The 19,341-nt window shown below is 67.6% G+C and carries 21 protein-coding genes; 5 read left to right on the forward strand and 16 right to left on the reverse strand.

The window, feature by feature from the left end; genetic code table 11:
- Window positions 1-5 precede the first annotated feature (5 nt).
- The 7 genes from O5M90_RS17525 to O5M90_RS17555 all read right to left on the reverse strand — a co-directional run bounded on the left by O5M90_RS17525 (window position 6) and on the right by O5M90_RS17555 (window position 6,887).
- Complete coding sequence (locus tag O5M90_RS17525) at window positions 6-242, reverse strand: formate dehydrogenase (RefSeq protein WP_137945093.1); 237 nt, start codon at window positions 240-242, stop codon at window positions 6-8.
- A gap of 155 nt (window positions 243-397) precedes the next feature.
- Complete coding sequence (locus O5M90_RS17530; RefSeq protein WP_137945094.1) at window positions 398-1,027, reverse strand: TorD/DmsD family molecular chaperone; 630 nt, start codon at window positions 1,025-1,027, stop codon at window positions 398-400.
- Window positions 1,024-3,171 (reverse strand): 4Fe-4S dicluster domain-containing protein, encoded by a 2,148-nt coding sequence (locus O5M90_RS17535; protein WP_269839755.1) that lies wholly within the window; start codon window positions 3,169-3,171, stop codon window positions 1,024-1,026. The genes O5M90_RS17530 and O5M90_RS17535 overlap by 4 nt, the downstream gene beginning before the upstream one ends.
- Window positions 3,095-3,652, reverse strand: coding sequence for a DUF3306 domain-containing protein (locus O5M90_RS17540; protein WP_269839756.1), 558 nt, complete (start codon window positions 3,650-3,652; stop codon window positions 3,095-3,097). The genes O5M90_RS17535 and O5M90_RS17540 overlap by 77 nt, the downstream gene beginning before the upstream one ends.
- Window positions 3,652-4,170: a DUF3305 domain-containing protein gene (locus tag O5M90_RS17545; protein ID WP_269839757.1), complete on the reverse strand. Its 519-nt coding sequence runs from the start codon at window positions 4,168-4,170 to the stop codon at window positions 3,652-3,654. Before O5M90_RS17545 ends, O5M90_RS17540 begins: the two co-directional genes overlap by 1 nt.
- Before the next feature lie 18 nt (window positions 4,171-4,188).
- Complete coding sequence (gene apbC, locus O5M90_RS17550) at window positions 4,189-5,280, reverse strand: iron-sulfur cluster carrier protein ApbC (protein WP_262972045.1); 1,092 nt, start codon at window positions 5,278-5,280, stop codon at window positions 4,189-4,191.
- Window positions 5,281-5,366: 86 nt separating this feature from the next.
- On the reverse strand, window positions 5,367-6,887 hold the full coding sequence (locus tag O5M90_RS17555) for a CoA-acylating methylmalonate-semialdehyde dehydrogenase (RefSeq protein ID WP_269839758.1): 1,521 nt from the start codon (window positions 6,885-6,887) through the stop codon (window positions 5,367-5,369).
- Window positions 6,888-6,981: 94 nt separating this feature from the next.
- Between O5M90_RS17555 and O5M90_RS17560 the strand changes: the two genes are divergently transcribed.
- Window positions 6,982-7,923 (forward strand): LysR family transcriptional regulator, encoded by a 942-nt coding sequence (locus O5M90_RS17560; RefSeq protein WP_269839759.1) that lies wholly within the window; start codon window positions 6,982-6,984, stop codon window positions 7,921-7,923.
- A gap of 147 nt (window positions 7,924-8,070) precedes the next feature.
- On the opposite strand, the gene O5M90_RS17565 is transcribed toward O5M90_RS17560, so the two are convergent.
- Window positions 8,071-8,631 carry a flavodoxin family protein gene (locus tag O5M90_RS17565; RefSeq protein WP_269839760.1) on the reverse strand — a complete coding sequence of 187 codons (561 nt, stop codon included), beginning with the start codon at window positions 8,629-8,631 and terminating at the stop codon, window positions 8,071-8,073.
- Window positions 8,632-8,672: 41 nt separating this feature from the next.
- Here O5M90_RS17565 and O5M90_RS17570 point away from each other — a divergent pair, with 41 nt between their 5' ends.
- Window positions 8,673-9,425 (forward strand): YecA/YgfB family protein, encoded by a 753-nt coding sequence (locus O5M90_RS17570; RefSeq protein ID WP_269839761.1) that lies wholly within the window; start codon window positions 8,673-8,675, stop codon window positions 9,423-9,425.
- A gap of 3 nt (window positions 9,426-9,428) precedes the next feature.
- On the opposite strand, the gene O5M90_RS17575 is transcribed toward O5M90_RS17570, so the two are convergent.
- Both O5M90_RS17575 and O5M90_RS17580 read right to left on the reverse strand, forming a co-directional pair.
- Complete coding sequence (locus O5M90_RS17575; protein WP_137945101.1) at window positions 9,429-10,736, reverse strand: Hsp70 family protein; 1,308 nt, start codon at window positions 10,734-10,736, stop codon at window positions 9,429-9,431.
- A gap of 60 nt (window positions 10,737-10,796) precedes the next feature.
- The gene (locus O5M90_RS17580; RefSeq protein ID WP_137945102.1) at window positions 10,797-12,110 is read right to left on the reverse strand and encodes a D-amino acid dehydrogenase; all 1,314 of its coding nucleotides are present in this window, start codon (window positions 12,108-12,110) and stop codon (window positions 10,797-10,799) included.
- Between the two features lie 155 nt (window positions 12,111-12,265).
- Between O5M90_RS17580 and O5M90_RS17585 the strand changes: the two genes are divergently transcribed.
- Entirely contained in the window at window positions 12,266-13,198 is a 933-nt protein-coding gene (locus tag O5M90_RS17585) for a LysR family transcriptional regulator ArgP (RefSeq protein WP_137945103.1), read from the forward strand.
- Here O5M90_RS17585 and O5M90_RS17590 read toward each other — a convergent pair.
- Window positions 13,195-13,359: a hypothetical protein gene (locus tag O5M90_RS17590; RefSeq protein ID WP_269839762.1), complete on the reverse strand. Its 165-nt coding sequence runs from the start codon at window positions 13,357-13,359 to the stop codon at window positions 13,195-13,197. The genes O5M90_RS17585 and O5M90_RS17590 overlap by 4 nt on opposite strands.
- Window positions 13,360-13,650: 291 nt before the next feature.
- Between O5M90_RS17590 and O5M90_RS17595 the strand changes: the two genes are divergently transcribed.
- On the forward strand, window positions 13,651-13,875 hold the full coding sequence (locus O5M90_RS17595) for a hypothetical protein (RefSeq protein ID WP_137945104.1): 225 nt from the start codon (window positions 13,651-13,653) through the stop codon (window positions 13,873-13,875).
- 19 nt (window positions 13,876-13,894) lie between these two features.
- Here O5M90_RS17595 and O5M90_RS17600 read toward each other — a convergent pair whose 3' ends face one another.
- The 4 genes from O5M90_RS17600 to O5M90_RS17615 all read right to left on the reverse strand — a co-directional run bounded on the left by O5M90_RS17600 (window position 13,895) and on the right by O5M90_RS17615 (window position 16,890).
- Complete coding sequence (locus O5M90_RS17600; protein ID WP_269839763.1) at window positions 13,895-14,317, reverse strand: universal stress protein; 423 nt, start codon at window positions 14,315-14,317, stop codon at window positions 13,895-13,897.
- A 74-nt stretch (window positions 14,318-14,391) separates the two neighbouring features.
- Window positions 14,392-15,171: a metallophosphoesterase gene (locus tag O5M90_RS17605; RefSeq protein WP_269839764.1), complete on the reverse strand. Its 780-nt coding sequence runs from the start codon at window positions 15,169-15,171 to the stop codon at window positions 14,392-14,394.
- A gap of 4 nt (window positions 15,172-15,175) precedes the next feature.
- Window positions 15,176-15,952, reverse strand: a complete 777-nt coding sequence (locus tag O5M90_RS17610) for a YecA/YgfB family protein (protein WP_269839765.1) — start codon at window positions 15,950-15,952, stop codon at window positions 15,176-15,178.
- A complete protein-coding gene (locus tag O5M90_RS17615) occupies window positions 15,949-16,890 on the reverse strand; it encodes a LysR family transcriptional regulator (RefSeq protein WP_262972036.1) in 942 nt (313 codons plus the stop codon). Before O5M90_RS17615 ends, O5M90_RS17610 begins: the two co-directional genes overlap by 4 nt.
- A 131-nt stretch (window positions 16,891-17,021) precedes the next feature.
- Here O5M90_RS17615 and O5M90_RS17620 point away from each other — a divergent pair, with 131 nt between their 5' ends.
- Complete coding sequence (locus O5M90_RS17620; protein ID WP_137945109.1) at window positions 17,022-17,261, forward strand: hypothetical protein; 240 nt, start codon at window positions 17,022-17,024, stop codon at window positions 17,259-17,261.
- A gap of 80 nt (window positions 17,262-17,341) precedes the next feature.
- Here O5M90_RS17620 and O5M90_RS17625 read toward each other — a convergent pair whose 3' ends face one another.
- On the reverse strand, window positions 17,342-19,210 hold the full coding sequence (locus O5M90_RS17625; protein WP_269839766.1) for a phosphoenolpyruvate carboxykinase (GTP): 1,869 nt from the start codon (window positions 19,208-19,210) through the stop codon (window positions 17,342-17,344).
- Window positions 19,211-19,341 lie beyond the last annotated feature (131 nt).

Consider the following 19,341-nt stretch of genomic DNA (forward strand, 5'->3'; position numbering starts at 1 on the left):
GACGATCAGGAACGGGCGGTTTCGTAGTAACGCAGCACATGCGGCGTCACTTGATAGCCGCTGCCGGTCTCGGCCAGCGTCTTGGCGACTTCGGCCACCACCGGGGCGGCGGGCGCCGTGCCGGTCAGGGTCTTGGCCGCGAGCAGGGCTGCGCCTGCGGCACCCGCGCCAAGCAGAACGCCGCGACGTTGCAGCGAGGATTCGGTCGGGCTCGAGGGTTCACCAACGGTCTTGTTTTTCATACTTTCATGCTCCGAGAAAGTGTGGGCCCGTTTTTAGGCAGCGGACCAGGTGCCGACTCGTCCCCTAAATGTAGGACTCGGCGGGGCGCAGGGTACTAGGGAAATTACGTTGTCGCTGGCGCGGTTGTGGATTCCGACCGACACCATCGGACATCTCAGGCCTCCAGCAGATCAAAGCCCTGGCCCTCCACCGCGCAGAAGTCGCGTGTGAAGCCGGCCAGGGCGCGGTAGAAGTCGGCGCGTGGATGTGCGATCACCGTATCGCAGAGGTTGTCGACCCAGGGGCGCAGATGGCTGTTGAAGAAGCGCTGCTGGGTCGCGAGATTGCTGACCGCTAGATCCTCGCCGGCGATCAGGTAACGCATCACCTCGCAGAGGCTGGCGATATGGTCCTCGGTCTCCAGCACGGCTTCGGCCCGCTCCAGGCCCAGCCGTGCCAGGTCGGTGCGCAGATCGGCCAGCGGCTTCTGGTTCAGATAGCCGGCGATGAACCAGCTGCCATACAGAAAGATCTCGGGCTTGCCGACGCCGCCGAACAGCGCGCCGTACTCGGCCTCGATCTCGACCTGCGACAGCCGTCGCGACACGGCTACCAGCTCGGACCAACTGGTTTCCAGGAAGCCGCCGGCGCTGGGCGCCTCGGTCACCGCGACTCTCAGCTGTTCATACAGCTCGGTCGACGGCGGCGCGTAGAAGAGGCTGGCCAGCAGCCCATAGACCTCGGCGCGGGCCAGCTCCTCGCTGTCGTCCGGCGTGCTCCAGTTCATCGCGGCGGCGCTGCTCATAGATCGGTGATCCTCACTTCATTCGGGTTGCTGTGCATATCGATCACGCGGCAGTCGGCGCACATCTTCAGGCGCTGGGCGCCGGCGCCCTGGAACATCGCATGGCCACCGAGCTTGGCGATCATCAGCTGCACGGCGTTCGGGGTCGAGAAGGGTTTGGCGCAGCGCACGCAGCAGAAGGGCTCGACCTCATTGAGCACGCGCTGCTCCTTGCGCGCCTTGCCGCCGTCCGCCAGCCACAGGCGCGGCTCCAAGCTGATGGCCTGCTCGGGGCAGGTGCCGGCGCACAGCCCGCACTGCACGCAGTTCTTCTCGATAAAGCGCAGCTGCAGCTTGTCGGGGTTGTCGGCCAGCGCGGCCTCGGGGCAGGCGCTGACGCAGCTCAGACACATGGTGCAGCGGTCGGCATCGACGATCAGGCTACCCAGCGGGCTGGCCGGCGCCGGCAGCGCGATCACTTCCGGCGGCGCGGCGGACTGGGCCAGCAGATGCTCGATCGCCAGTTCCAGGCTGGCGCGCTTGTCGGCCTGGACGCTGAAGCTGGCGGGCTTGGCGACGGTCTGCGCGGGCGCGGCCTGCAGCGCGGCGTCCAGCTGGGCCGCCTCGCTGGCCGAGATCAGGGCCAGGTGTTGCCCCTGCAGACCCAGGCCGTGCAGGATGGTCTGGGCCACGGCCATCTGGGCCTGCACGGCGGCGCGGTAGGCCGGTGCCTCCTCCTCGGTCATCAGCACCCAGACCTGGCTGGCGCCATAGGCGATGGCCGAGAGCCACAGCTCGATGCCGCTGGACGCGGTATGCCAGACCTCCATCGGCAGCACGCGTGCCGGCACGCCGCGCACGGTCTTGCTGGTGCGCGCGCTGCGACCCAGCTCGCCGATCAGCTTCGCTCCGCCGCCCTGGCTGTGCAGCAGCAGCGCGGCGTTGCGGCCGCCGGCGCGGGCATAGGTGCTGAGCATCGTCCGGATGCGCTTGCCCATCTCGTCGGGCCGCGGCGTCGCATAGCTGAGCGCGCCGCTGGGGCAGACCGTGGTGCAGGCACCGCAGCCCACGCACAGATGCGGCTCGACGATGATGCCGGCCAGCGCAGCGCCGCCGCCCTTGCTGCTCTTGCCCTTCAGCGAGGCGTCGCTGCGGATCGCCTGGGCCGAACACACGTCGATGCAGGCCGTGCAGCCGATTTGCTCGTTGCGGCTGTGGGCACAGAGCTTTTGCTTGTAGTTGAAGAACTTGGGCTTCTCGAACTCGCCGATGGCCTCGCGCAGCTGCAGCACGGCGGCCATCAGGCTCTTGTCATCGGCTGCATGAAAGTAGCCCTGCGGCGGTTGGTGCAGCGCGATCTGCGGCCGGGCGCCGAGGTCCAGCACCAGGTCGAAGTTCTCGCTGAATTGCTGCACCGCACGATCGAAATTGATCGCGCCGGCCGCCTCGCAGACCTTGACGCAGTCGCGATGGCTGCCGCACTTGCCCATATCGACCTGGTAGCTGAAGTCGATCGCGCCCTCGGGACAGGCGTCGATGCAGGCATTGCAGCGGGTGCACAGATCCAGATCGATGGCATTGCCGCTCTGCCAGCTGACCTCGAAGGCACCCAGCCAGCCGCTGATGCCGGTGATGTCGCCGGCATGCACGGCCATCGTGCGCGGTTGCGGCAGCGTGCCCGGTCCCTGCAGCAGCAGGCTGACCTCCAGCTTGTCGGCCAGCATCTCGGCCGCGCGCGCGGCGCGCTCGGTCGGGCCTATCACCAGCACCCGGCCCTGGGAGCGGTAGCTGACCGTGGTGACCGGCTCGGGCTCGGGCAGCTGGGCCACGGCCAGCAGCGCGGCAAATTTCGGGCCGGCGTCCTTGGCGTCCTTGGACCAGCCGCCGGTCTCGCGGATATTGACGAAGCGGATCGGCCGCTCGGTCAGGCCCGGCGCGCCGGCGGTCTGCTCGTTGAGGTCCAGGAACAGGCGGCTTTCCTGGGTGCAGGCCACCAGCAGGTCCTCGCCGCTCTTGGCCGCGCGCTGGAAGGCACCGGCCTCGCGCCGGCACAGCGTCGTGTGCAGGGTTTCTAGCCCCGCGCCGGCCTCAGTCCCGAGCGCCTGGATCAGCTGCCGGCTGTCCAGGGGCATGGTCTTGTTGCAGTCGCAGATCAGGGTGGTCATGGCTGGCGGTGGCTAGGGCTTCGGGGGCAGGGATCGTTGCAGTCGTCTCGACCTGTGCGGTTTCCACGTTTTCTTCTTGCTTCTCGTGGTCGAACAAGCCGAGGAATTGCGACTGGTTCATCATCCGCAGCATGGCCGGCGGAATCGGATCGGGCTGGCTGTAGTCGTCGATATAGGTGTCCAGCCCGTCCATCACATTGAAGTGTGGGTCGGAGAACAGTTTCTTCATCGCCGCGCGCTTGACGTCCTCATCGACACCGCGCGCGACGAAGGGCGAGAAGTCGGATTCGTGGCGCAGCTGGGCGACATCGTCGAGCGTCAGCGCGGGCTTCTCGGGCTCGGCGGCGGGAGCCGGTTCGACGGGAGGTTCGGGCGTCGGCTCGGGAGCGACGATCACCTCCGCCGCCCGTGCCTCCTCCTTGCGCCGCGACCAGCGCGAGAAGAAGCCGGTGGCCGCTTGCTGTTGCGTTGGGTCGGCCATCAGCCGCGCTCCCCGGGCGAGACGAAGGATTGCGGGCGGCGGCGCTTCTTGGGCTCGGGCCGGTAGTGCTGATCGGTATAGGCCTGCAGCCAGTCACGCACATCGTCCGGCAGCGGCACATTGTCGACCCGCTCCTGCGCATCCAGCCAGCGGCCGGCCTCGGTATAGGACAGGCTGACGGTCTCGGCCCAGGCCCGCGAGGGGTCTTCGTCATCGACGCGCCAGACCACGAACCAGACCGGCGCGCCCGAACTGAGGTTCAGGTAATAGCCCTCGGCCTCGTCGGGGAAGAGTTCGAGCGTGAAGTTCGGAAACAGGCAGCGTTGCAGTTTGCCGTCATCGCGCAGCACGCGCGGCACCGTGCCGAAGGCCTCTTCATGCTCGACCACATCGACGAGCCGGTAGCGCCAGTCCTCCCATTGATTGGGCGCGGCCTCGCGCTCCATCACGACGGCCACGCGCAAGGCCGGACGCGGCGCGGGCCTGTTGTCGTCGGCGGGGACTGCTGGCTGGCTCATCGCTGGCTGGCTCACCACTCAGGTGGTCTTGGAGATCGAGATGCTGGGGAACTTGGCCGAGTAGTCCTTGGCCTGGCGTGCGATCTTGACGGCCATCTGGCGCGCCACACTCTTGTAGAGCGCGGCGATCTCGCCGTCCGGGTCGCTGACGACGCTGGGCCGGCCGCTGTCGGCCTGCACGCGGATCGACAGGTTCAGCGGCAGGGCGCCCAGATAGTCCATCTTGTACTGGGCGGCCATGCGCTTGCCACCGTCCTCGCCGAAGATGTGTTCCACATGGCCGCAGTTCTCGCAGACATGCACGGCCATGTTCTCGACCAGGCCCAGCAGCGGCACGCCGACCTTCTCGAACATCTTGACGCCCTTCTTGGCGTCCAGCAACGCGATGTCCTGCGGCGTCGTGACGATCACCGCGCCGGTCAGCGGCACGCGCTGACTCAGGGTCAGCTGGATGTCGCCGGTGCCCGGCGGCATGTCGATGATCAGGTAGTCGAGGTCGGCCCAGTTGGTCTGGCGCAGCAGCTGCTCCAGTGCCTGGGTGGCCATGGGGCCGCGCCAGATCATCGCCTCATCGTTGTCGACCAGGAAGCCGATCGACATGACCTGCACGCCGTAGTTCTCCATCGGCTCCATGGACTTGCCGTCCACCGACTCGGGCCGGCCGCTGATGCCCATCATCATCGGCTGGCTGGGCCCATAGATGTCGGCATCGAGAATGCCGACGCGCGCGCCCTCGGCGGCCAGCGCCAGCGCCAGGTTCACCGCGGTCGTGCTCTTGCCGACGCCGCCCTTGCCGGAGGCCACGGCGACGATGTTCTTGACCTTGGGCAGCAGCTGCACGCCGCGCTGCACCGCGTGGGCGACGATCTTGCTGGACAGGCTGGCGTGGACGTTCTCGACGCCGGTCACGCCGCGCACGGCGGCGGTCAGTGCCTTGCGCAAGGCCGGGATCTGGCTCTTGGCGGGGTAGCCGAGTTCGATCTCGAAGGCGACGTCGCCGCCGTCGATGCGCAGGTTCTTCAGCTGCTTGGCCGAGACGAAATCCTGGCCGGTGTTCGGGTCGATGACGGTCTGGACGGCGTCGAGGATCGACTGTTCGCTGAGGGACATGGCTGAGGGGCTTGTTCTGTGGGAGCCCCTAAGTCTATCCCTAGGCCAAAGGCCCGGTATTGCGCTGTGCCCTTAGTCGCTGGCGGTCACTTGCTGGTAGGCATCACGAACTCGGCGCCCTTGGCAATGCTGGAGCTCCAGCGCTGCATCACGCTCTTTTGCTTGGTGTAGAAGCGCACGCCTTCCTCGCCATAGGCATGCATATCGCCGAACAGGCTCTTCTTCCAGCCACCGAAGCCATGCCAGGCCATAGGCACCGGGATCGGCACATTGATGCCCACCATGCCCACCTGAATGCGGCGGGCGAACTCGCGCGCCACATTGCCGTCGCTGGTGTAGCAGGCCACGCCGTTGCCGTACTCGTGATCATTGACCAGCTGCACCGCCTCGGCGAAGTCCTTGGCGCGCACGCAGACCAGCACCGGGCCGAAGATCTCTTCCTTGTAGATGCGCATCGCGGGCGTCACATGGTCGAACAGCGTGCCGCCGGTGAAGAAGCCGCCCTCGAAGCCGGCGACCTTGTGGCCACGGCCGTCGACCACCAGCGTCGCGCCTTCCTCGACGCCGGTGGCGATGTAGTTCTCGATGCGGTCGCGCGCCTCGCGGCTCACGATAGGCCCCATCTCGGCATCGAGCTCCATGCCGTTCTTGATCTTCAGCGCCTTCGCGCGCTCGGCCAGCTTGGGGATGATCTTGTCGGCCACATCGCCGACCAGCACAGCCACCGAGATCGCCATGCAGCGCTCGCCGGCCGAGCCGTAGGCCGCGCCGATCAGGCCGTCGACCGCCTGCTCGATGTCGGCATCGGGCATCACCACCATATGGTTTTTCGCGCCGCCCAGGGCCTGGACGCGCTTGCCGTTCGCGGCGCCGGTCTGATAGATGTACTGGGCAATCGGCGTCGAGCCGACGAAGCTCAGCGCCCGCACGTCGGGATGGTTCAGGAGCGCGTCGACCACCACCTTGTCGCCCTGCACGACGTTGAAGATGCCGTCCGGTAGGCCGGCCTGCTTGAACAGGTCGGCGATGAAGAGGCTGGGCGAGGGGTCGCGCTCGCTGGGCTTCAGGATGAAGGCGTTGCCGGTCACGATGGCCAGCGGTGCCATCCACATCGGCACCATGAAGGGGAAGTTGAAGGGCGTGATACCGGCCACCACGCCCAAGGGCTGGCGCATGGTCCAGTTGTCCATGCCGGTCGAGACCTGCTCGGTGTAATCGCCCTTGAGCAGTTGGGTGGCGCCGCAGGCGAACTCGACGATGTCGATGCCGCGCGCCACCTCGCCCTGGGCGTCGGTGAAGACCTTGCCGTGCTCGGCGGTGATCATCGCGGCCAGCGCGTCCTTGTGCTGGTTCAGCAGCTCCAGGAATTTGAACATCACGCGGGCGCGGCGCAGCGGCGGCGCATCGGCCCAGGCCGGGAAGGCGGCCTTGGCGACGGCCACGGCCTTGTCGACATCGGCCGCGCTGCCCAGCTGCAGCTGGCGCGCCACCACGCCGGTGGCCGGGTTGTAGACCGGCTGGTTGCGGCCTGCGGTGGCTTCGGCTGCTGCGCCGCCGATGTAGTGGGTGATGTCCTTGCTGCTGCTGAAGGCGACGGGGGCGGCCATGGCGGTCTCCTGGTTTGGAATTGGGCCAGTCTAGGCTTGGTGTTCCTCGCTGCCAATGCAGGAGCGCTGATTTGATTGTTCGATAATCTGAACAATGAGCACCACCAAACCCGAGCTTCGCAACGAGCTGCTATGGGGCCAGCTGCATGCGCTGACCGTGATCGCCCAAGTGGGCAGCTTCACCAAGGCGGCGCAGCGGCTGTCGCTGTCCAAGGCCGCGATCAGCCAGCGCATCGCTGATCTGGAGCGCGCCATGGGGGTGCAGCTGGTCGCGCGCACGACCCGCTCGGTGCGCCTGTCCGAGGCCGGGCAGCGGTTGGTCGAGGAGACCGAAGCCAGCTTCGCGCAGATCACCCGCAGCCTGGCCGAGGCCCGGGACGCGGCTGGCCAGCCGCGCGGGCTCTTGCGCATCACCGCCCCGGTGGCGCTGGGGCGCCAGCATGTGGCGCCGCAGCTGGAGAGCTTTTTCCGGCTCTATCCGGAGATCCGCATCGAGCTGGACCTGTCGGACCGGCTGGTGCCCCTCGCCCAGGAGGGCTTCGATCTGGCGATCCGCCACACCAGCGCGCCGCCCGACACCCATGTGGCCGTCAAGCTCTGCGCCTCGCGGGCGCTGCTGCTGGCCAGCACCAGTTATCTGAAGAAGCAGGGCGAACCCGGCCATCCGACCGAGCTGGCCCAGCATGCCTGCCTGCCCTATCTGCGGCCCGGCCCGGCCGTGTGGCTGTTCGAGCGCGCCGGCGAGCGGCTCAAGGTGCCGGTGCAGGGGCCGCTGCGCGCCGGCAATAGCGAGATCCTGCGCGATGCGGTGCTGTCGGGCCTGGGCATCGCGTTGCTGCCCGACTTCAGCGCCGCGCCGGCGCTGCGCGCCGGCCGGCTCAAGGAGATCCTGCCCGACTGGCGGCCGGCCGGCTTCTTCGGCGACGGCATCTACGCGATCCACCCCTGGAGCAGCACGACGCCGAGGCCGGTGCGCCTGTTCACCGAGCATCTGAAGAAAGCCCTGGGCCAGGGCTTCGAGACGGCGGCCGCCTGAGCGCGCCCCCAAAAAAGACGCCCACCCGGGGTTGCCGGGCGGGCGTTGCAAGTCCTTGAGTCAAGGACGTCGTTGGGACGTTCGCCGGCGCCATCCGCGCCGGGCATGGATGCAATGTAGAGGGGTGGCCCTCAGCGATCTATCCCACTATTTGGGGAGAGCGCTGAAAAATGCGGCGGCTCTCGCCCAGGCCTCGGCGTCCTGCTGCACGGTGTTCGGAGGCCCGCCCTTGCCCCACAGCTCACCCTGCCAGTCCATCGCCATGAAATCGGCGCATAGGCGGGTGCTATCGATGGTCGGCTGGGCCTTGGCGCGGTCGCCGCTGGTGGTGATCAGCCACAGGCGCTTGCCGGCCATGCGCGGTTTGAAGTCAAGGCCCGGCACCCGCATCCAGGCGCTCCAGTGATCGAGATAGAGCTTGACGGTGGCCGGCAGGCTGTACCAGTAGACCGGGGCCACCAGCACCAGATCGGTGGCTTCCAGCGTGGCATCAAGCAGCAGCCGGGCGTCGCCCTCGGGCATCGGATAAGTGCCGAGGTCATGTCTATGGTCGGCAAAGGGCGGCAGCATGAGCCGGGCCAGGTGTTCCCAGCGCTGCTGCGCCTTGGCGGGTAGGCCGGCGGCGGCGTGGCGGGCCAGGGCTTCGGTATTGCCCAGCACACCGGCTTGGCGGGTGCTGGCGACGAGAAAGAGGGCGTTGATGCTCATACAGCGGATGATACGGAGGCCTGAGCAGGGACAATAGCGCCATGAGCACCTCCCCCAAGCGTCCGCCGAGTCGTCCGCCCGCCCGCCCGCTGGCCCGTTCACAAGCGGGCGCGCGCCAGCGCCCCGCCGCAGCGCCGGCCGTGGCGCCCAAGGCCGCGCCGCAGCCGCTCAGCGAGGCCGAGATGGAGCGCCTGCAGGCCCTGCTGGACAGCGTGCCGGCGCCGCTGGAGCCGCTGGACATCAGCATGCTGGATGGCTATCTGGTCGGCGTGCTGCTGCAGCCCAAGGCCGTGCAGGCTTTTCAGTGGATGCCTTATGTGCTGGACGGCGAGGGCCGGCCCGCGCCGCAGGGCTTCGACAGCCGGGAACTGATGGCCCTGGCCAAGCGCCGCCACCAGGAACTCAACCGCGCCATCGCCGAGCGCCAGTGGTTCGATCCCTGGGTGTTCGAGCTGGAGGATGAGGCCGAACCTTCCGAAGTCGTGTTCCCCTGGGTGGCCGGCTTTGCACTGGCAACCGATGTGTTCCCCGAGCTGATGCGCCAGGATGCCAGCGAGCTGCTCGAGCCGCTGGCCGCGCTGTTCATGCATCTGGACCCGGATGATCTGGAAGACGCCGACGATCTGCTGGAAGAGATCGAGACGCTGGAGCCGCCCAGTGATCTGGAGGAGGCTGTCGAGGGCTTGGTCAGCGCCTGCTTGCTGCTGGCTGACGTGACCCGGCCGCAGCCCCGGCCCGAGGCTGCGCGGCGCCCGCCCGCGCGACGCGGCCCGCCGACTCGCGGGCGCTATTGACCCTCAGCGAGTGAACAACCGGGCCGCATGCAGGCCCAGGCCGGTGGCGACCGAGGCAAAACGGTCGCCGCGCACCGCCGCTGCCGCCGGGAAGCCGGCCGAGATGCGGTCTGCCAACAGGCGCAGGCCGGTCGAGCCGCCGGTGAAATAGAGCGCGTCGATCTGCTCGGGCTTCAGCCCGGCCTGGGCCACGGTTTCATGGCCGGCCTGGACGATGCGGTTGATGTCGGCGTCCAGCGATTCGACGGCCACCTTTTCGCTCAGAGGCACGCTCAGGCCGCGCTCGACCAGGCTCAGGTCGATCTCGGTGTCGCCGCCGCCGGAAACGGCGATCTTGGCGCCCTCGGCGCGCGCCGCCAGTTCATGGCCCAGATGGTCCTCGATCACCGTCATCAGGCGCTGGTGATGGACCGGGTTGCCGTAGAAGCTCTTCATCGCGCGCAGCTCGGAGACGCGGCCGGGGCTGTAGACGGTGTTGATCAGATGCCAGGTGGCGAGGTCGAAGTAGACGCCGCTGGGCACCTCGCGGGCCGGCGAGCCCGCGCGCTCGGGGCCGTGCGAGCGGTAGCCCAGCTCGCGCAGGATGCTGGCCAGCTCGATATGGCGGTCGAAGTCGGTGCCGGCGATGTGCACGCCGTGGTTGGCCAGGATGTCATCGCGGCGGTCCAGGCGACGCATGCGCTCGGGGCCGACCCGCACGATGGAGAAGTCCGAGGTGCCGCCGCCGATGTCGGCCACCAGCACGATGCGCTCGTCACTGATCTGGCTCTCGTAGTCGAAGGCTGCGGCGATGGGCTCGAACTGGAAATGCACATCGTTGAAGCCCACCGCATGGGCGGCGGCCTCCAGCGAGGCCTGGGCGGCGGCGTCCCGCGCCGGCTCGCCGTCGACGAAGAACACCGGGCGGCCCAGCACCAGGTGGTTCAGGGGCGCCGCAGCGCCTGCCGCCAGCGCCGAGTTGCGCAGGCGCTTCAGATAGCCGGCCAGGATGTCCGCGTACTTGACGCCGCGGCCGCCGCCGACATCGGTGGTCTGGTCGATCAGGCCCGAGCCGAGGATGCTCTTCATCGAGCGCATCAACCGGCCCTCGGCGCCCTCCACATAGGCGGCCACGGCGGCGCGGCCGAAGGCGCGCGGCGGGCCGTCGGCATCATGCCGGCCTTCGACGAAATAGAACACCGCCGTCGGCATGGTCTGGTGGCCGGGCTCCAGCTCGACCAGGCGCATGCCGGGGCCATCGGCGCGGGGAATCGCGATGGCCGAGTTGGAGGTGCCGAAGTCAATGGCGCAGAACGTGGCAGGCGAACTCATGGAGATCCGGCATCAGGAGAGGGGGCGCGGATTGTAGCGAGCCCCGTTCGGATCGACTATTCAGGCCGGCGCCATGCTCCGGATCGGCTTGGCCGGCAGGGCGTCGCCATAGAAGGCGAAATCCATCTCCGGCGCACGGCCGGCCATCAGCTCGGCCAGCGCATGGCCTGAGCCGGCGCCATGGGTCCAGCCCAGAGTGCCATGGCCGGCATTGAGCCAGAGATTGCTCGCCTTCTTGCTGCGGCCGATGTAGGGGATGTTGGTCGGCGTGCTGGGGCGCAGGCCGGTCCAGTAATTGGGTTCGCTGGTGTCGGCCACGCCGGGGAACAGCTCCTCGTAGCGCTTGACCAGCGAGGCGCAGCGGGCCCGCGAGGTGGGGCTGTCCAGGCTGGTGTCGAAGCCGGCCAGCTCGGCGGTGCCGGCGATGCGGATATGGTCGCCCAGGCGGGAGATCGCGATCTTGCGGCCGTCGTCGAGCAGGCTGACGACGCTGGCCTGCTCGGGCTTCTTCAGCCGCAAGGTGGCCGAGTAGCCCTTGGCCGGGTAGATGGCCAGGTACTCACCCAGCGGCTTCAGCAGCGCCGGCGTGTACGAGGCCATCGCGGCGACATAGGCGTCGGCCTTCAGCGCGAGTTTCTTGCCGGTTTCCCGCGAGGCGACCTGGGCGCCCGTGATCTGGCCGCCGCTGTGTTCCAGCGCCAGCACATCGTGATTCCACAGAAAGGTGGCGCCGCGCTCGGCGCACAGCTGGGCCAGCTTTTGCGTGAAGACCCGGGCATCGCCCGACTCGTCGCTGGGCGTGAAGGTGCCGCCGTGGATATGGGGACCGAAGGCGGCCAGGGCCGGCTCGACCTTCAGCACCTCGTCGCGGTTCAGCACGCGGCGGTCGACGCCATGGCGGCGCATGATCTCGGCACCGACCGCGCCGGCCTCGAAGTCCGCCTGGCTGGAGAAGAAGTGCAGGATGCCGCGCTCCAGGCGCTCGTACTCGATGCCCGTCTGCGCGACCAGGGTCTTCAGCGAGGCATGGCTGTAGCGGCCCAGCTGCACCAGCTGCTCGACATTGCGCTCGAAGGCCGAGGTCGTGCACTGGGTCAGGAAGCTCAGGCCCCAGCGCCACTGCGCCGGGTCCATGCGCGGGCGGAACAGCAGCGGTGAGTCCTCGCGCAACAGCCATTTGGCCACCTTGAAGGGCGCGCCGGCATTGGCCCAGGGCTCGCAGAAGCTGACCGAGATCTGCGCGCCGTTGGCAAAGCTGGTCTCCAGCGCCGCATCGGGCTGCCGATCAACCACCGTGACCTCATGGCCCTGCTCCAGCAGATACCAGGCGGTGCTGACGCCAATAATGCCCGCGCCCAACACGACGATTTTCATAACGGCTCCATCAAGAATTGCAGACCCAGACCGCCCGAGGACTTTGTCGCAGCCATGGCGGTTGCCGACGCAGCTGCAGCGTGGCCGGATTGTCGGCACGGTCTCCGTATTCATGAAGGTACATTCATATTTGTCGGAGTACATTAAGAGAACTTATGAAAGACCTCGACTCCGCCGGCCTTGATTGCCTGGCCGCGCTGGCCGATGAACGCAGCTTCGAGCGCGCCGCCCAGCGCCTGGCGATCACGCAGAGCGCGGTCTCGCAGCGCCTGCGCAGCCTGGAAGCCCAGGTCGGCCAGCTGCTGGTGGTGCGTTCGCGGCCGCTGCGGCTGACCGAGGGCGGCAAGGTGCTGCTGCGCTTTGCACGCCAGCTGCAGGCGCTGCGCAGCGATGTGGTGCGCGAGCTGGGCGCGCGCGCCGCGCCGCATGAGCGCGTGGCGATCGCGATCAATGCCGACAGCCTGGCCACCTGGGTGCTGCCGGCGCTGGAGCCGGTGGTGCAGCAGGGGCTGCGCGAGGGCTATGGGCTGGAGCTGGTGGTCGACGATCAGGACTTCACCCATGACTGGCTGCGCCAGGGCGAGGTGCTGGGCTGCGTCAGCACGGTCCGCCAGGCGCTGCGCGGCTGTACGGTGCAGCCGCTGGGGGTGATGCGCTATGTCGCGGTGGCCAGCCCGGACTTCATGCGCGAGCAGCTGCCGAGCGGGCTGACGGCCGGCAACTTCGCCCAGACGCCTTTCCTGGTGTTCAACCGCAAGGATGACACCCAGGTGCTCTGGGTGGCCAAGGCTTTTGGTGTGCGTGCGCCGCGCCTGCGCGAACGCTATGTGCCGTCCAGCGAGGCCTATGTGCGGGCCGTGGGCATGGGATGGGGGGTCGGTGTTGCGCCCGAGCTACAGGTGCGGCCGCTGATCGCCAGCGGCGAGTTGGTCTGTCTGAGGCCCGAGATCAGTGTCGACGTGACGCTGTACTGGCACCAATGGAAGCTGGTGTCGGAGCTGGTGGCCGCGCCGACCCGGGTGGCCCTGCTGGACCAGATCGGCCAGGCGCTGGCCCTGGGGGCCAAGAAGTCGCTGGGCTCGGCTTAGCGCTCGGGCTCGATGTGCAGGGCGTCGGCGTTGACACTCACGCCGGCAACGAAGCGGGGGCGCTGCTGGGTGCTGTCGGTGATGGCGGCCAGCCACAAGGTGCTCAGCACGACGGCGCCGACAATGGCCCGGCTGAGCCAGGTGAGGACTTCAAAGTTCATCGGATCTTTTTGTTGGCGCACGGACGGGCTTGTCTGTGCGAGGGGCGCAGCTTAAGCCGCAGCCAGGGTCGCAGCCATCCTCCCCAAGTGGGATGGCGCAACACCGATCAAATCGGTCATGCAGTAAGCCCGATGACGCGGCGCGGCACTGCATCGGATTGTTGCCAAATGTGATTGCGTGCGGTTTTCCCAACTACCTGGGCTTTTCCACCCACTTTGGGGATTCTTCTGCCGGCGCAGCGGCGCACACTGGATGCAGCCCCTCAGCCACGAACACTTGCGAGGTTCGATATGCGATTCACCCCAGCTTTGCGATTTTTCCGCAAGAGTTCAGCCGCCAGCGACGCACATGACCCGGCCGATCTCGGCACGGCTTTCGGCATGGAAGCGAGCCTCGAGGGCGACGAGGGCTACGCGAGCAGCCAGCCGCCACCCTATGAGCTGGAGTCGGAACGCGCCGCCCGGGCCGCGCTGGAGTCACCGCTGGCCTGGCTGAGCCGGCGCAGCGGTCACTGAGTTCTTTCTCGCCCGCCGGTCAGCGCACCAGCAGCACCGGCGCGGTGCAATGCGCCATCACCTTGGTGGCGACCGAGCCCATCACCAGATTGCCCAGGCTGCTGTGGCCATGTGAGCCCAGCATCAGCAGGTCGAACTTGCCCTTGTTGGCCAGCGAGGCGATCACATCGGCGGCCGGACCGACCTTGCTGACGAATTCGGCCTGGATCTTCTGTTTGCCAAAGAAGCTGCGGATGGTCTTCAAGACCTTCTCGGCCTCGTCGTCGTAGTAGCTTTTGAGCACGTCCTTGTCCAGCACGGCGGCCGCGCGCGGCGGCACTGCCGGCACGGCATGGACCACGGTGTACTGGTGCGCGCTGCCCAGCCATTCGTCGTGGGCGGCCAGATAGGCCAGCATGCGCTTGGTATAGGTACTGCCGTCGACCGCGACCAAGATTTTCATAGCCTCTGCTCCTGTGTTGTTGAGGTTGTCGGCACAGTCTGGCACAAGAGCTGGCCCCCACGGCTTGATTCTCGTCAAGCCGGCTGGTCGAAGACCTCGATCAGGCGCTGGCCGTCATGGCCGTCGGCCTCACCTTTGCGCGCGTGGCCGCGGGCATTGCACAGCACGCGACAGCCGTTCAACCGATAGTCATGCCGGCAATGCAGATGGCCATGCAGCCACAGCCGTGCGCCGCCCAGCAGCGCTTCGTCATCGTTGCAGAAACTGGCGGTGCCGGGTTGGCGGCCGTAGCGCGGGTCGGCGCTCTGGATGCTGGGCGCGAAATGGGTGATCACGACGGTGGCGTCCCAGCTCGGGCCCTGCTCGCCGAGCGCGAGTTGCTGGGCCAGCCAGTCGCGGCAGCGCAGGGCTTCGTCACGGACCGCGGCGGCGTCGAAGGGGTGGCCGTTGCGCGTGGCCGCCATCACGCGCTGGAAATAGCCGGCCGCCCGCATCGCGCGCTCGCGCTGGGCCGAACCGAACAGGTCGAAGTCGCTCCAGCGCGTGCTGCCGACAAAGCGCACGCGCCGACCTTCACCATCGTTGATCACCAGGCTGGCGTCGTCCAGCATCAGGAAACCGAGTTCGCGGGCCAGCGCGTGCAGGCCGGTGCGTGCGCTGTCGACATCGCGGCCGTCGTACTCATGATTGCCGGGCACGAACAGCACCGGCACCGGCCAGTCGCGGAACAACGCCAGGCCTCGCCAAGTGCTGTCGACATCGCCGGCCAGCACCAGCAGCTCGGCACCGGGGGCCGGGTGGGGTTGGTAGCTCTCGGTCTCCAGGTGGAGGTCCGAGATCAGCTGCAGCCGCATCGCGCTAGTTGGAGCCGTGGCAGACCTTGTACTTGCGCCCCGAGCCGCAAGGGCAGGGGTCGTTGCGGCCGACCTTGGGGCCTTCGCGCTTGAGCGTCTCGACCCGGTAGCGGTGCTCCTGGGTCAGATCGCAGAGATCGGCCACCGTGACGACCAGCTCCTCGATCGCGTCGTCCAGGTCTTTCAGCGGATGCTCGCGGTCCAGGGTCGCGACGATCTCCTTCTCTTCCGGCGTCTCGGCTGGCAGATGGCGGTACAGGCGGGCCAGCGCGGCCATCACCGCATCGTCGGGCATATCGGCCAGCTCGGGGAAACACAGGCAGGCGTGCTGGAAGCCGGCCACCCAGGGCATCAGGGTGCGCGAGATCGGACTCATCTCGGCATAGGTGGCACGCGCCTCGGCCTGCTCGGCATCGTCGTCGGGCGAGGGGGCCTCGGGCGTGGCGTTCTCGTCCAGGTCCAGCACGACCGGGTCGAACCAGCCGTCCTCCACCATCGCGCGGTTCAGCGCGGTGTGGCGGCGCTCGACCAGCTCGCGGATGCGCGCCAGCCAGACCGGGTCGACCTCCTCGGGCAGCACGCCGCCGTCGTAGTCGAAGATATTGGGCAGCCACTCGTCGATCTCGATCAGGCGGGGCTGGACCAGCACGCCGCACAGATAGCCGTCCAGCATGGAGGCATCCAGTGCTTCCAGCGGGTCGGGGGTGGTGGCAAGCAGTTCGTCGAGTTCGGCGAACTCGGCGTCGCTCAGGTCGCGGGAGGAGGGGGCGGTGGGGCTCATGCGGCGATTGTCGCCGCTGTTGCCGCTTCCACCAGCCGCTCGCGCATCCAGCGCTGGGCGCTGCGTTCTTCGTTGCGCAAATGCCAAAGCATGTCCACATGGACCCGCGCCAGCGGCATCGGCAGCGGCCGCTCGACCAGGCGCTGCTTGTAGCCGGTGGCTTCGACGAAGGAGGCCGGCAGCACGGTCAGCAGATCGGACTGCGCGACGATGCGACCGGCGGTGAAGAACTGGTTGACCGTCAGCATGATGCGGCGGCTGCGCCCCAGCGCCGTCAGCGCCTCGTCGACAAAGCCATGGGGTCGGCCCGAGAAGCTGACCAGCAGATGGTGGGCGGCGCAGTAGCGGTCCAGGTCCAGCTCGAGCTCGGCCAACGGATGGTCGCGCCGCATCGCGCAGACATACTCGCTCTCGTACAGGCGGTGTTGGCGGATCGCGCTCATCACGCCCTGGGCCTGTAGCGCCGCGACGGCGCCGGGGAAGTAGCCCAGCGCGAAGTCCGCCTCGCCCTGCTCCAGCAGCGAGCGCGGGTCGCGCGTGGTCAGCGGCAGCACATGGATATTGGCCAGGGCCTGGAGGCGCTCCAGCTCGGCCACCAGCGGCGGCAGCACCAGCGCGGCGGTGGCGTCGGCCATCGCGATCCGGAAGGTCTGCTCCTGCTGGTCGGGCTGGTAGTCGCCCGGGTCCAGCACCAGGCGCAGCCGGTCCAGGGCGGCGCGCACCTCGGGCCACAAGCCCTCGGCCCGCGAGGTCGGCTTCATGCCGAAGGCCTGGCGCACGAACAGCTCCTCGCCCAGGGTCTCGCGCAGCCGCTTCAGCGCATGGCTGACGGCCGGCTGCGTCATCGCCAGGCGCTGGGCGGCGCGGGTCAGGCTGCGCTCCGCCATCACTGCGTCAAAGACCCGCAGCAGGTTGAGATCGAGGGTGCGGAAGTTCATCGCGGGCCAAAACGTGAGTTATGTCTTCTGTTTATATATCCAATGCCGAAGATTCATTGGATTCAAAACTAGGGTTTACCCCATAATCTCGTCATCGGCTCCAAAAGAGCTTCAACACAGAGAGTTAAGCCATGAGCGTCGCATCCCAAACCTTCGGTCTTCCCCTGCATCGCAACGTGCGTCACGGCGGTTCCTTCGCCTCGATCGGCGCCCGTCTGTGGCTGCGCATGATCGCCTCCGTCAAGGCCCAGCTGGCCCTCGCCGCCGAGCGCCGCGCCGAGCGCGAGCTGCTGGACCTGGCCGCCCAGTACGAGAGCAGCATGCCCTCGTTCGCCGCCGAGCTGCGCGCCGCCAACGCCCGCCGCCGCTGAAGTCCTGCCGGTCTTTTCGACCGGCTGGCACGCAAAAAAGCCCGCTTTCAGCGGGCTTTGTCTTTTCTGCAGGTTAGTGCTTACTCGGCGGCCAGACGTTGCTCGATCTTGGCCTTGGTGGCCGGCAACTCGGTCGGCAGGTGGTAGGCCAGTTGCTCAAACAGCTGCTCGTGCAGGCCCAGCTCGGTCTGCCAAGCGGCCTTGTCGATGCTGGTGACCTGCTCGAACTGGGCCGGGCTGAAGTCCAGGCCTTCCCAGTTCAGGTCCTGGTAGCTCGGCGTGATGCCGAACACATGCTCTTCGCCGTGCCCTTGGCCTTCGACGCGCTCCAGCATCCACTTCAGCACGCGCATGTTCTCGCCATAGCCGGGCCAGACGAACTTGCCGTCGGCGCCCTTGCGGAACCAGTTGACGCAGTAGATCTTGGGCAAAGTGGCGCCACTGGCCTGCAGTTTCTTGCCCAGATCCAGCCAGTGCTGGAAGTAGTCGGCCATGTTGTAGCCCATGAAGGGCAGCATCGCGAAGGGGTCGCGGCGCACCACGCCCTGCTGGCCGGCGGCGGCGGCGGTGGTCTCGGAACCCATGGTCGCCGCCATGTAGACGCCCTCGACCCAGTCGCGCGCCTCGGTCACCAGCGGCACGGTGGTAGAGCGGCGGCCGCCGAAGATGAAGGCATCGATGACCACGCCTTCGGGGTTGTCCCACTCGGGGTCCAGCGCCGGGTTGTTGGTCGCGGCCACGGTGAAGCGGGCGTTCGGGTGGGCGGCCTTGGCGCCGGTTTCCTTGGCGATCGCCGGGGTCCAGTCCTGGCCCTGCCAGTCGATCAGGTGCGCCGGCGGGGTCTCGCTCATGCCCTCCCACCAGACGTCGCCCTCATCGGTCAGCGCCACGTTGGTGAAGATCACATCGCGCTTCAGGCTGGCCATGCAGTTGAAGTTGGTCAGCTCGTTGGTGCCCGGGGCGACGCCGAAATAGCCGGCCTCGGGATTGATCGCGCGCAGCTTGCCGTCGGCACCGGGCTTGATCCAGGCGATGTCGTCGCCGATGGTCGTGACCTTCCAGCCGGCGAAGGCCTTGGGTGCGATCAGCATCGCGAAATTGGTCTTGCCGCAGGCGCTGGGGAAGGCGGCGGCGACATGGAACTTCTTGCCGTCGGGCTTGGTGACGCCCAGGATCAGCATGTGCTCGGCCAGCCAGCCTTGCTCCTTGCCCATGGTGGAGGCGATGCGCAGCGCAAAGCACTTCTTGCCCAGCAGCGCATTGCCGCCATAGCCCGAACCGTAAGACCAGATCTCGCGGGTCTCGGGGTAATGGACGATGTACTTGGTCTTGTTGCAGGGCCAGGACACATCGGCCTGGCCGGCTGCCAGCGGCGCGCCGACCGTATGCACGCAGGGGACGAACTCGCCGTTGTCGCCCAGCACGTCCAGCACCTTGCGACCCATGCGGGTCATGATGCGCATATTCACCGCCACATAGGGGCTGTCGGACAGCTCGACGCCGATGTGCGCGATCGGCGAGCCCAGCGGGCCCATGCTGAAGGGCACGACATAGAGGGTGCGGCCACGCATCGCGCCCTTGAACAGCGCAGCGTCGCCGGTCTGCAGCAGCGCGCGCATCTCGGCCGGGGCCATCCAGTTATTGGTCGGGCCGGCGTCGGCCTTGTCCGGCGTGCAGATATAGGTGCGGTCTTCGACGCGCGCCACATCGCTGGGGTCGGAGCAGGCCAGGAAGCTGTTGGGGCGCAGCTCGGGATTGAGTTTCTTGAAGGTACCGGCCTCGACCAGCTGCTGGCACAGGCGCTCGTACTCGGCTTGGCTGCCGTCGCACCAATAGACATCGCGCGCTTCGGTCAGCGCGGCGATCTCGGCCACCCAGGCGATCAGGCGCTGGTGCTTCACATAGGCGGGTACGTTCAAGCGCAGCCCTTCCATCAGAGGTTGGTTCATGTCGATCCCAATCAATTAAAAAGCAGAATTGGGACAGCCTCGATCACGGGGGTGATGCTTCGGGGCTGACCCAATGCCGCTTCCCGCCAGGGCGGTGATGGGCGCTCGGCAAGCCGAGGTGGCCATTGTCA

The organism is Paucibacter sp. M5-1, from assembly GCF_027498415.2.
GTDB lineage: Bacteria > Pseudomonadota > Gammaproteobacteria > Burkholderiales > Burkholderiaceae_C > Roseateles_E.

Bases quoted from the DNA above. Each gene is read 5' to 3' on its own strand.
- O5M90_RS17620 (WP_137945109.1), top strand. From the start codon at position 17,022: ATGAGCGTCGCATCCCAAACCTTCGGTCTTCCCCTGCATCGCAACGTG.
- O5M90_RS17545 (WP_269839757.1), bottom strand. From the start codon at position 4,170: ATGAGCCAGCCAGCAGTCCCCGCCGACGACAACAGGCCCGCGCCGCGT.
- O5M90_RS17565 (WP_269839760.1), bottom strand. From the start codon at position 8,631: ATGAGCATCAACGCCCTCTTTCTCGTCGCCAGCACCCGCCAAGCCGGT.
- O5M90_RS17590 (WP_269839762.1), bottom strand. From the start codon at position 13,359: ATGAACTTTGAAGTCCTCACCTGGCTCAGCCGGGCCATTGTCGGCGCC.
- O5M90_RS17560 (WP_269839759.1), top strand. From the start codon at position 6,982: ATGAGCACCACCAAACCCGAGCTTCGCAACGAGCTGCTATGGGGCCAG.
- O5M90_RS17610 (WP_269839765.1), bottom strand. From the start codon at position 15,952: ATGAGCCCCACCGCCCCCTCCTCCCGCGACCTGAGCGACGCCGAGTTC.
- O5M90_RS17530 (WP_137945094.1), bottom strand. From the start codon at position 1,027: ATGAGCAGCGCCGCCGCGATGAACTGGAGCACGCCGGACGACAGCGAG.
- O5M90_RS17570 (WP_269839761.1), top strand. From the start codon at position 8,673: ATGAGCACCTCCCCCAAGCGTCCGCCGAGTCGTCCGCCCGCCCGCCCG.
- apbC (WP_262972045.1), bottom strand. From the start codon at position 5,280: ATGTCCCTCAGCGAACAGTCGATCCTCGACGCCGTCCAGACCGTCATC.
- O5M90_RS17540 (WP_269839756.1), bottom strand. From the start codon at position 3,652: ATGGCCGACCCAACGCAACAGCAAGCGGCCACCGGCTTCTTCTCGCGC.
- O5M90_RS17575 (WP_137945101.1), bottom strand. From the start codon at position 10,736: ATGAGTTCGCCTGCCACGTTCTGCGCCATTGACTTCGGCACCTCCAAC.
- O5M90_RS17580 (WP_137945102.1), bottom strand. From the start codon at position 12,110: ATGAAAATCGTCGTGTTGGGCGCGGGCATTATTGGCGTCAGCACCGCC.
- O5M90_RS17615 (WP_262972036.1), bottom strand. From the start codon at position 16,890: ATGAACTTCCGCACCCTCGATCTCAACCTGCTGCGGGTCTTTGACGCA.
- O5M90_RS17555 (WP_269839758.1), bottom strand. From the start codon at position 6,887: ATGGCCGCCCCCGTCGCCTTCAGCAGCAGCAAGGACATCACCCACTAC.
- O5M90_RS17595 (WP_137945104.1), top strand. From the start codon at position 13,651: ATGCGATTCACCCCAGCTTTGCGATTTTTCCGCAAGAGTTCAGCCGCC.
- O5M90_RS17525 (WP_137945093.1), bottom strand. From the start codon at position 242: ATGAAAAACAAGACCGTTGGTGAACCCTCGAGCCCGACCGAATCCTCG.
- O5M90_RS17585 (WP_137945103.1), top strand. From the start codon at position 12,266: ATGAAAGACCTCGACTCCGCCGGCCTTGATTGCCTGGCCGCGCTGGCC.
- O5M90_RS17535 (WP_269839755.1), bottom strand. From the start codon at position 3,171: ATGACCACCCTGATCTGCGACTGCAACAAGACCATGCCCCTGGACAGC.
- O5M90_RS17605 (WP_269839764.1), bottom strand. From the start codon at position 15,171: ATGCGGCTGCAGCTGATCTCGGACCTCCACCTGGAGACCGAGAGCTAC.
- O5M90_RS17625 (WP_269839766.1), bottom strand. From the start codon at position 19,210: ATGAACCAACCTCTGATGGAAGGGCTGCGCTTGAACGTACCCGCCTAT.
- O5M90_RS17600 (WP_269839763.1), bottom strand. From the start codon at position 14,317: ATGAAAATCTTGGTCGCGGTCGACGGCAGTACCTATACCAAGCGCATG.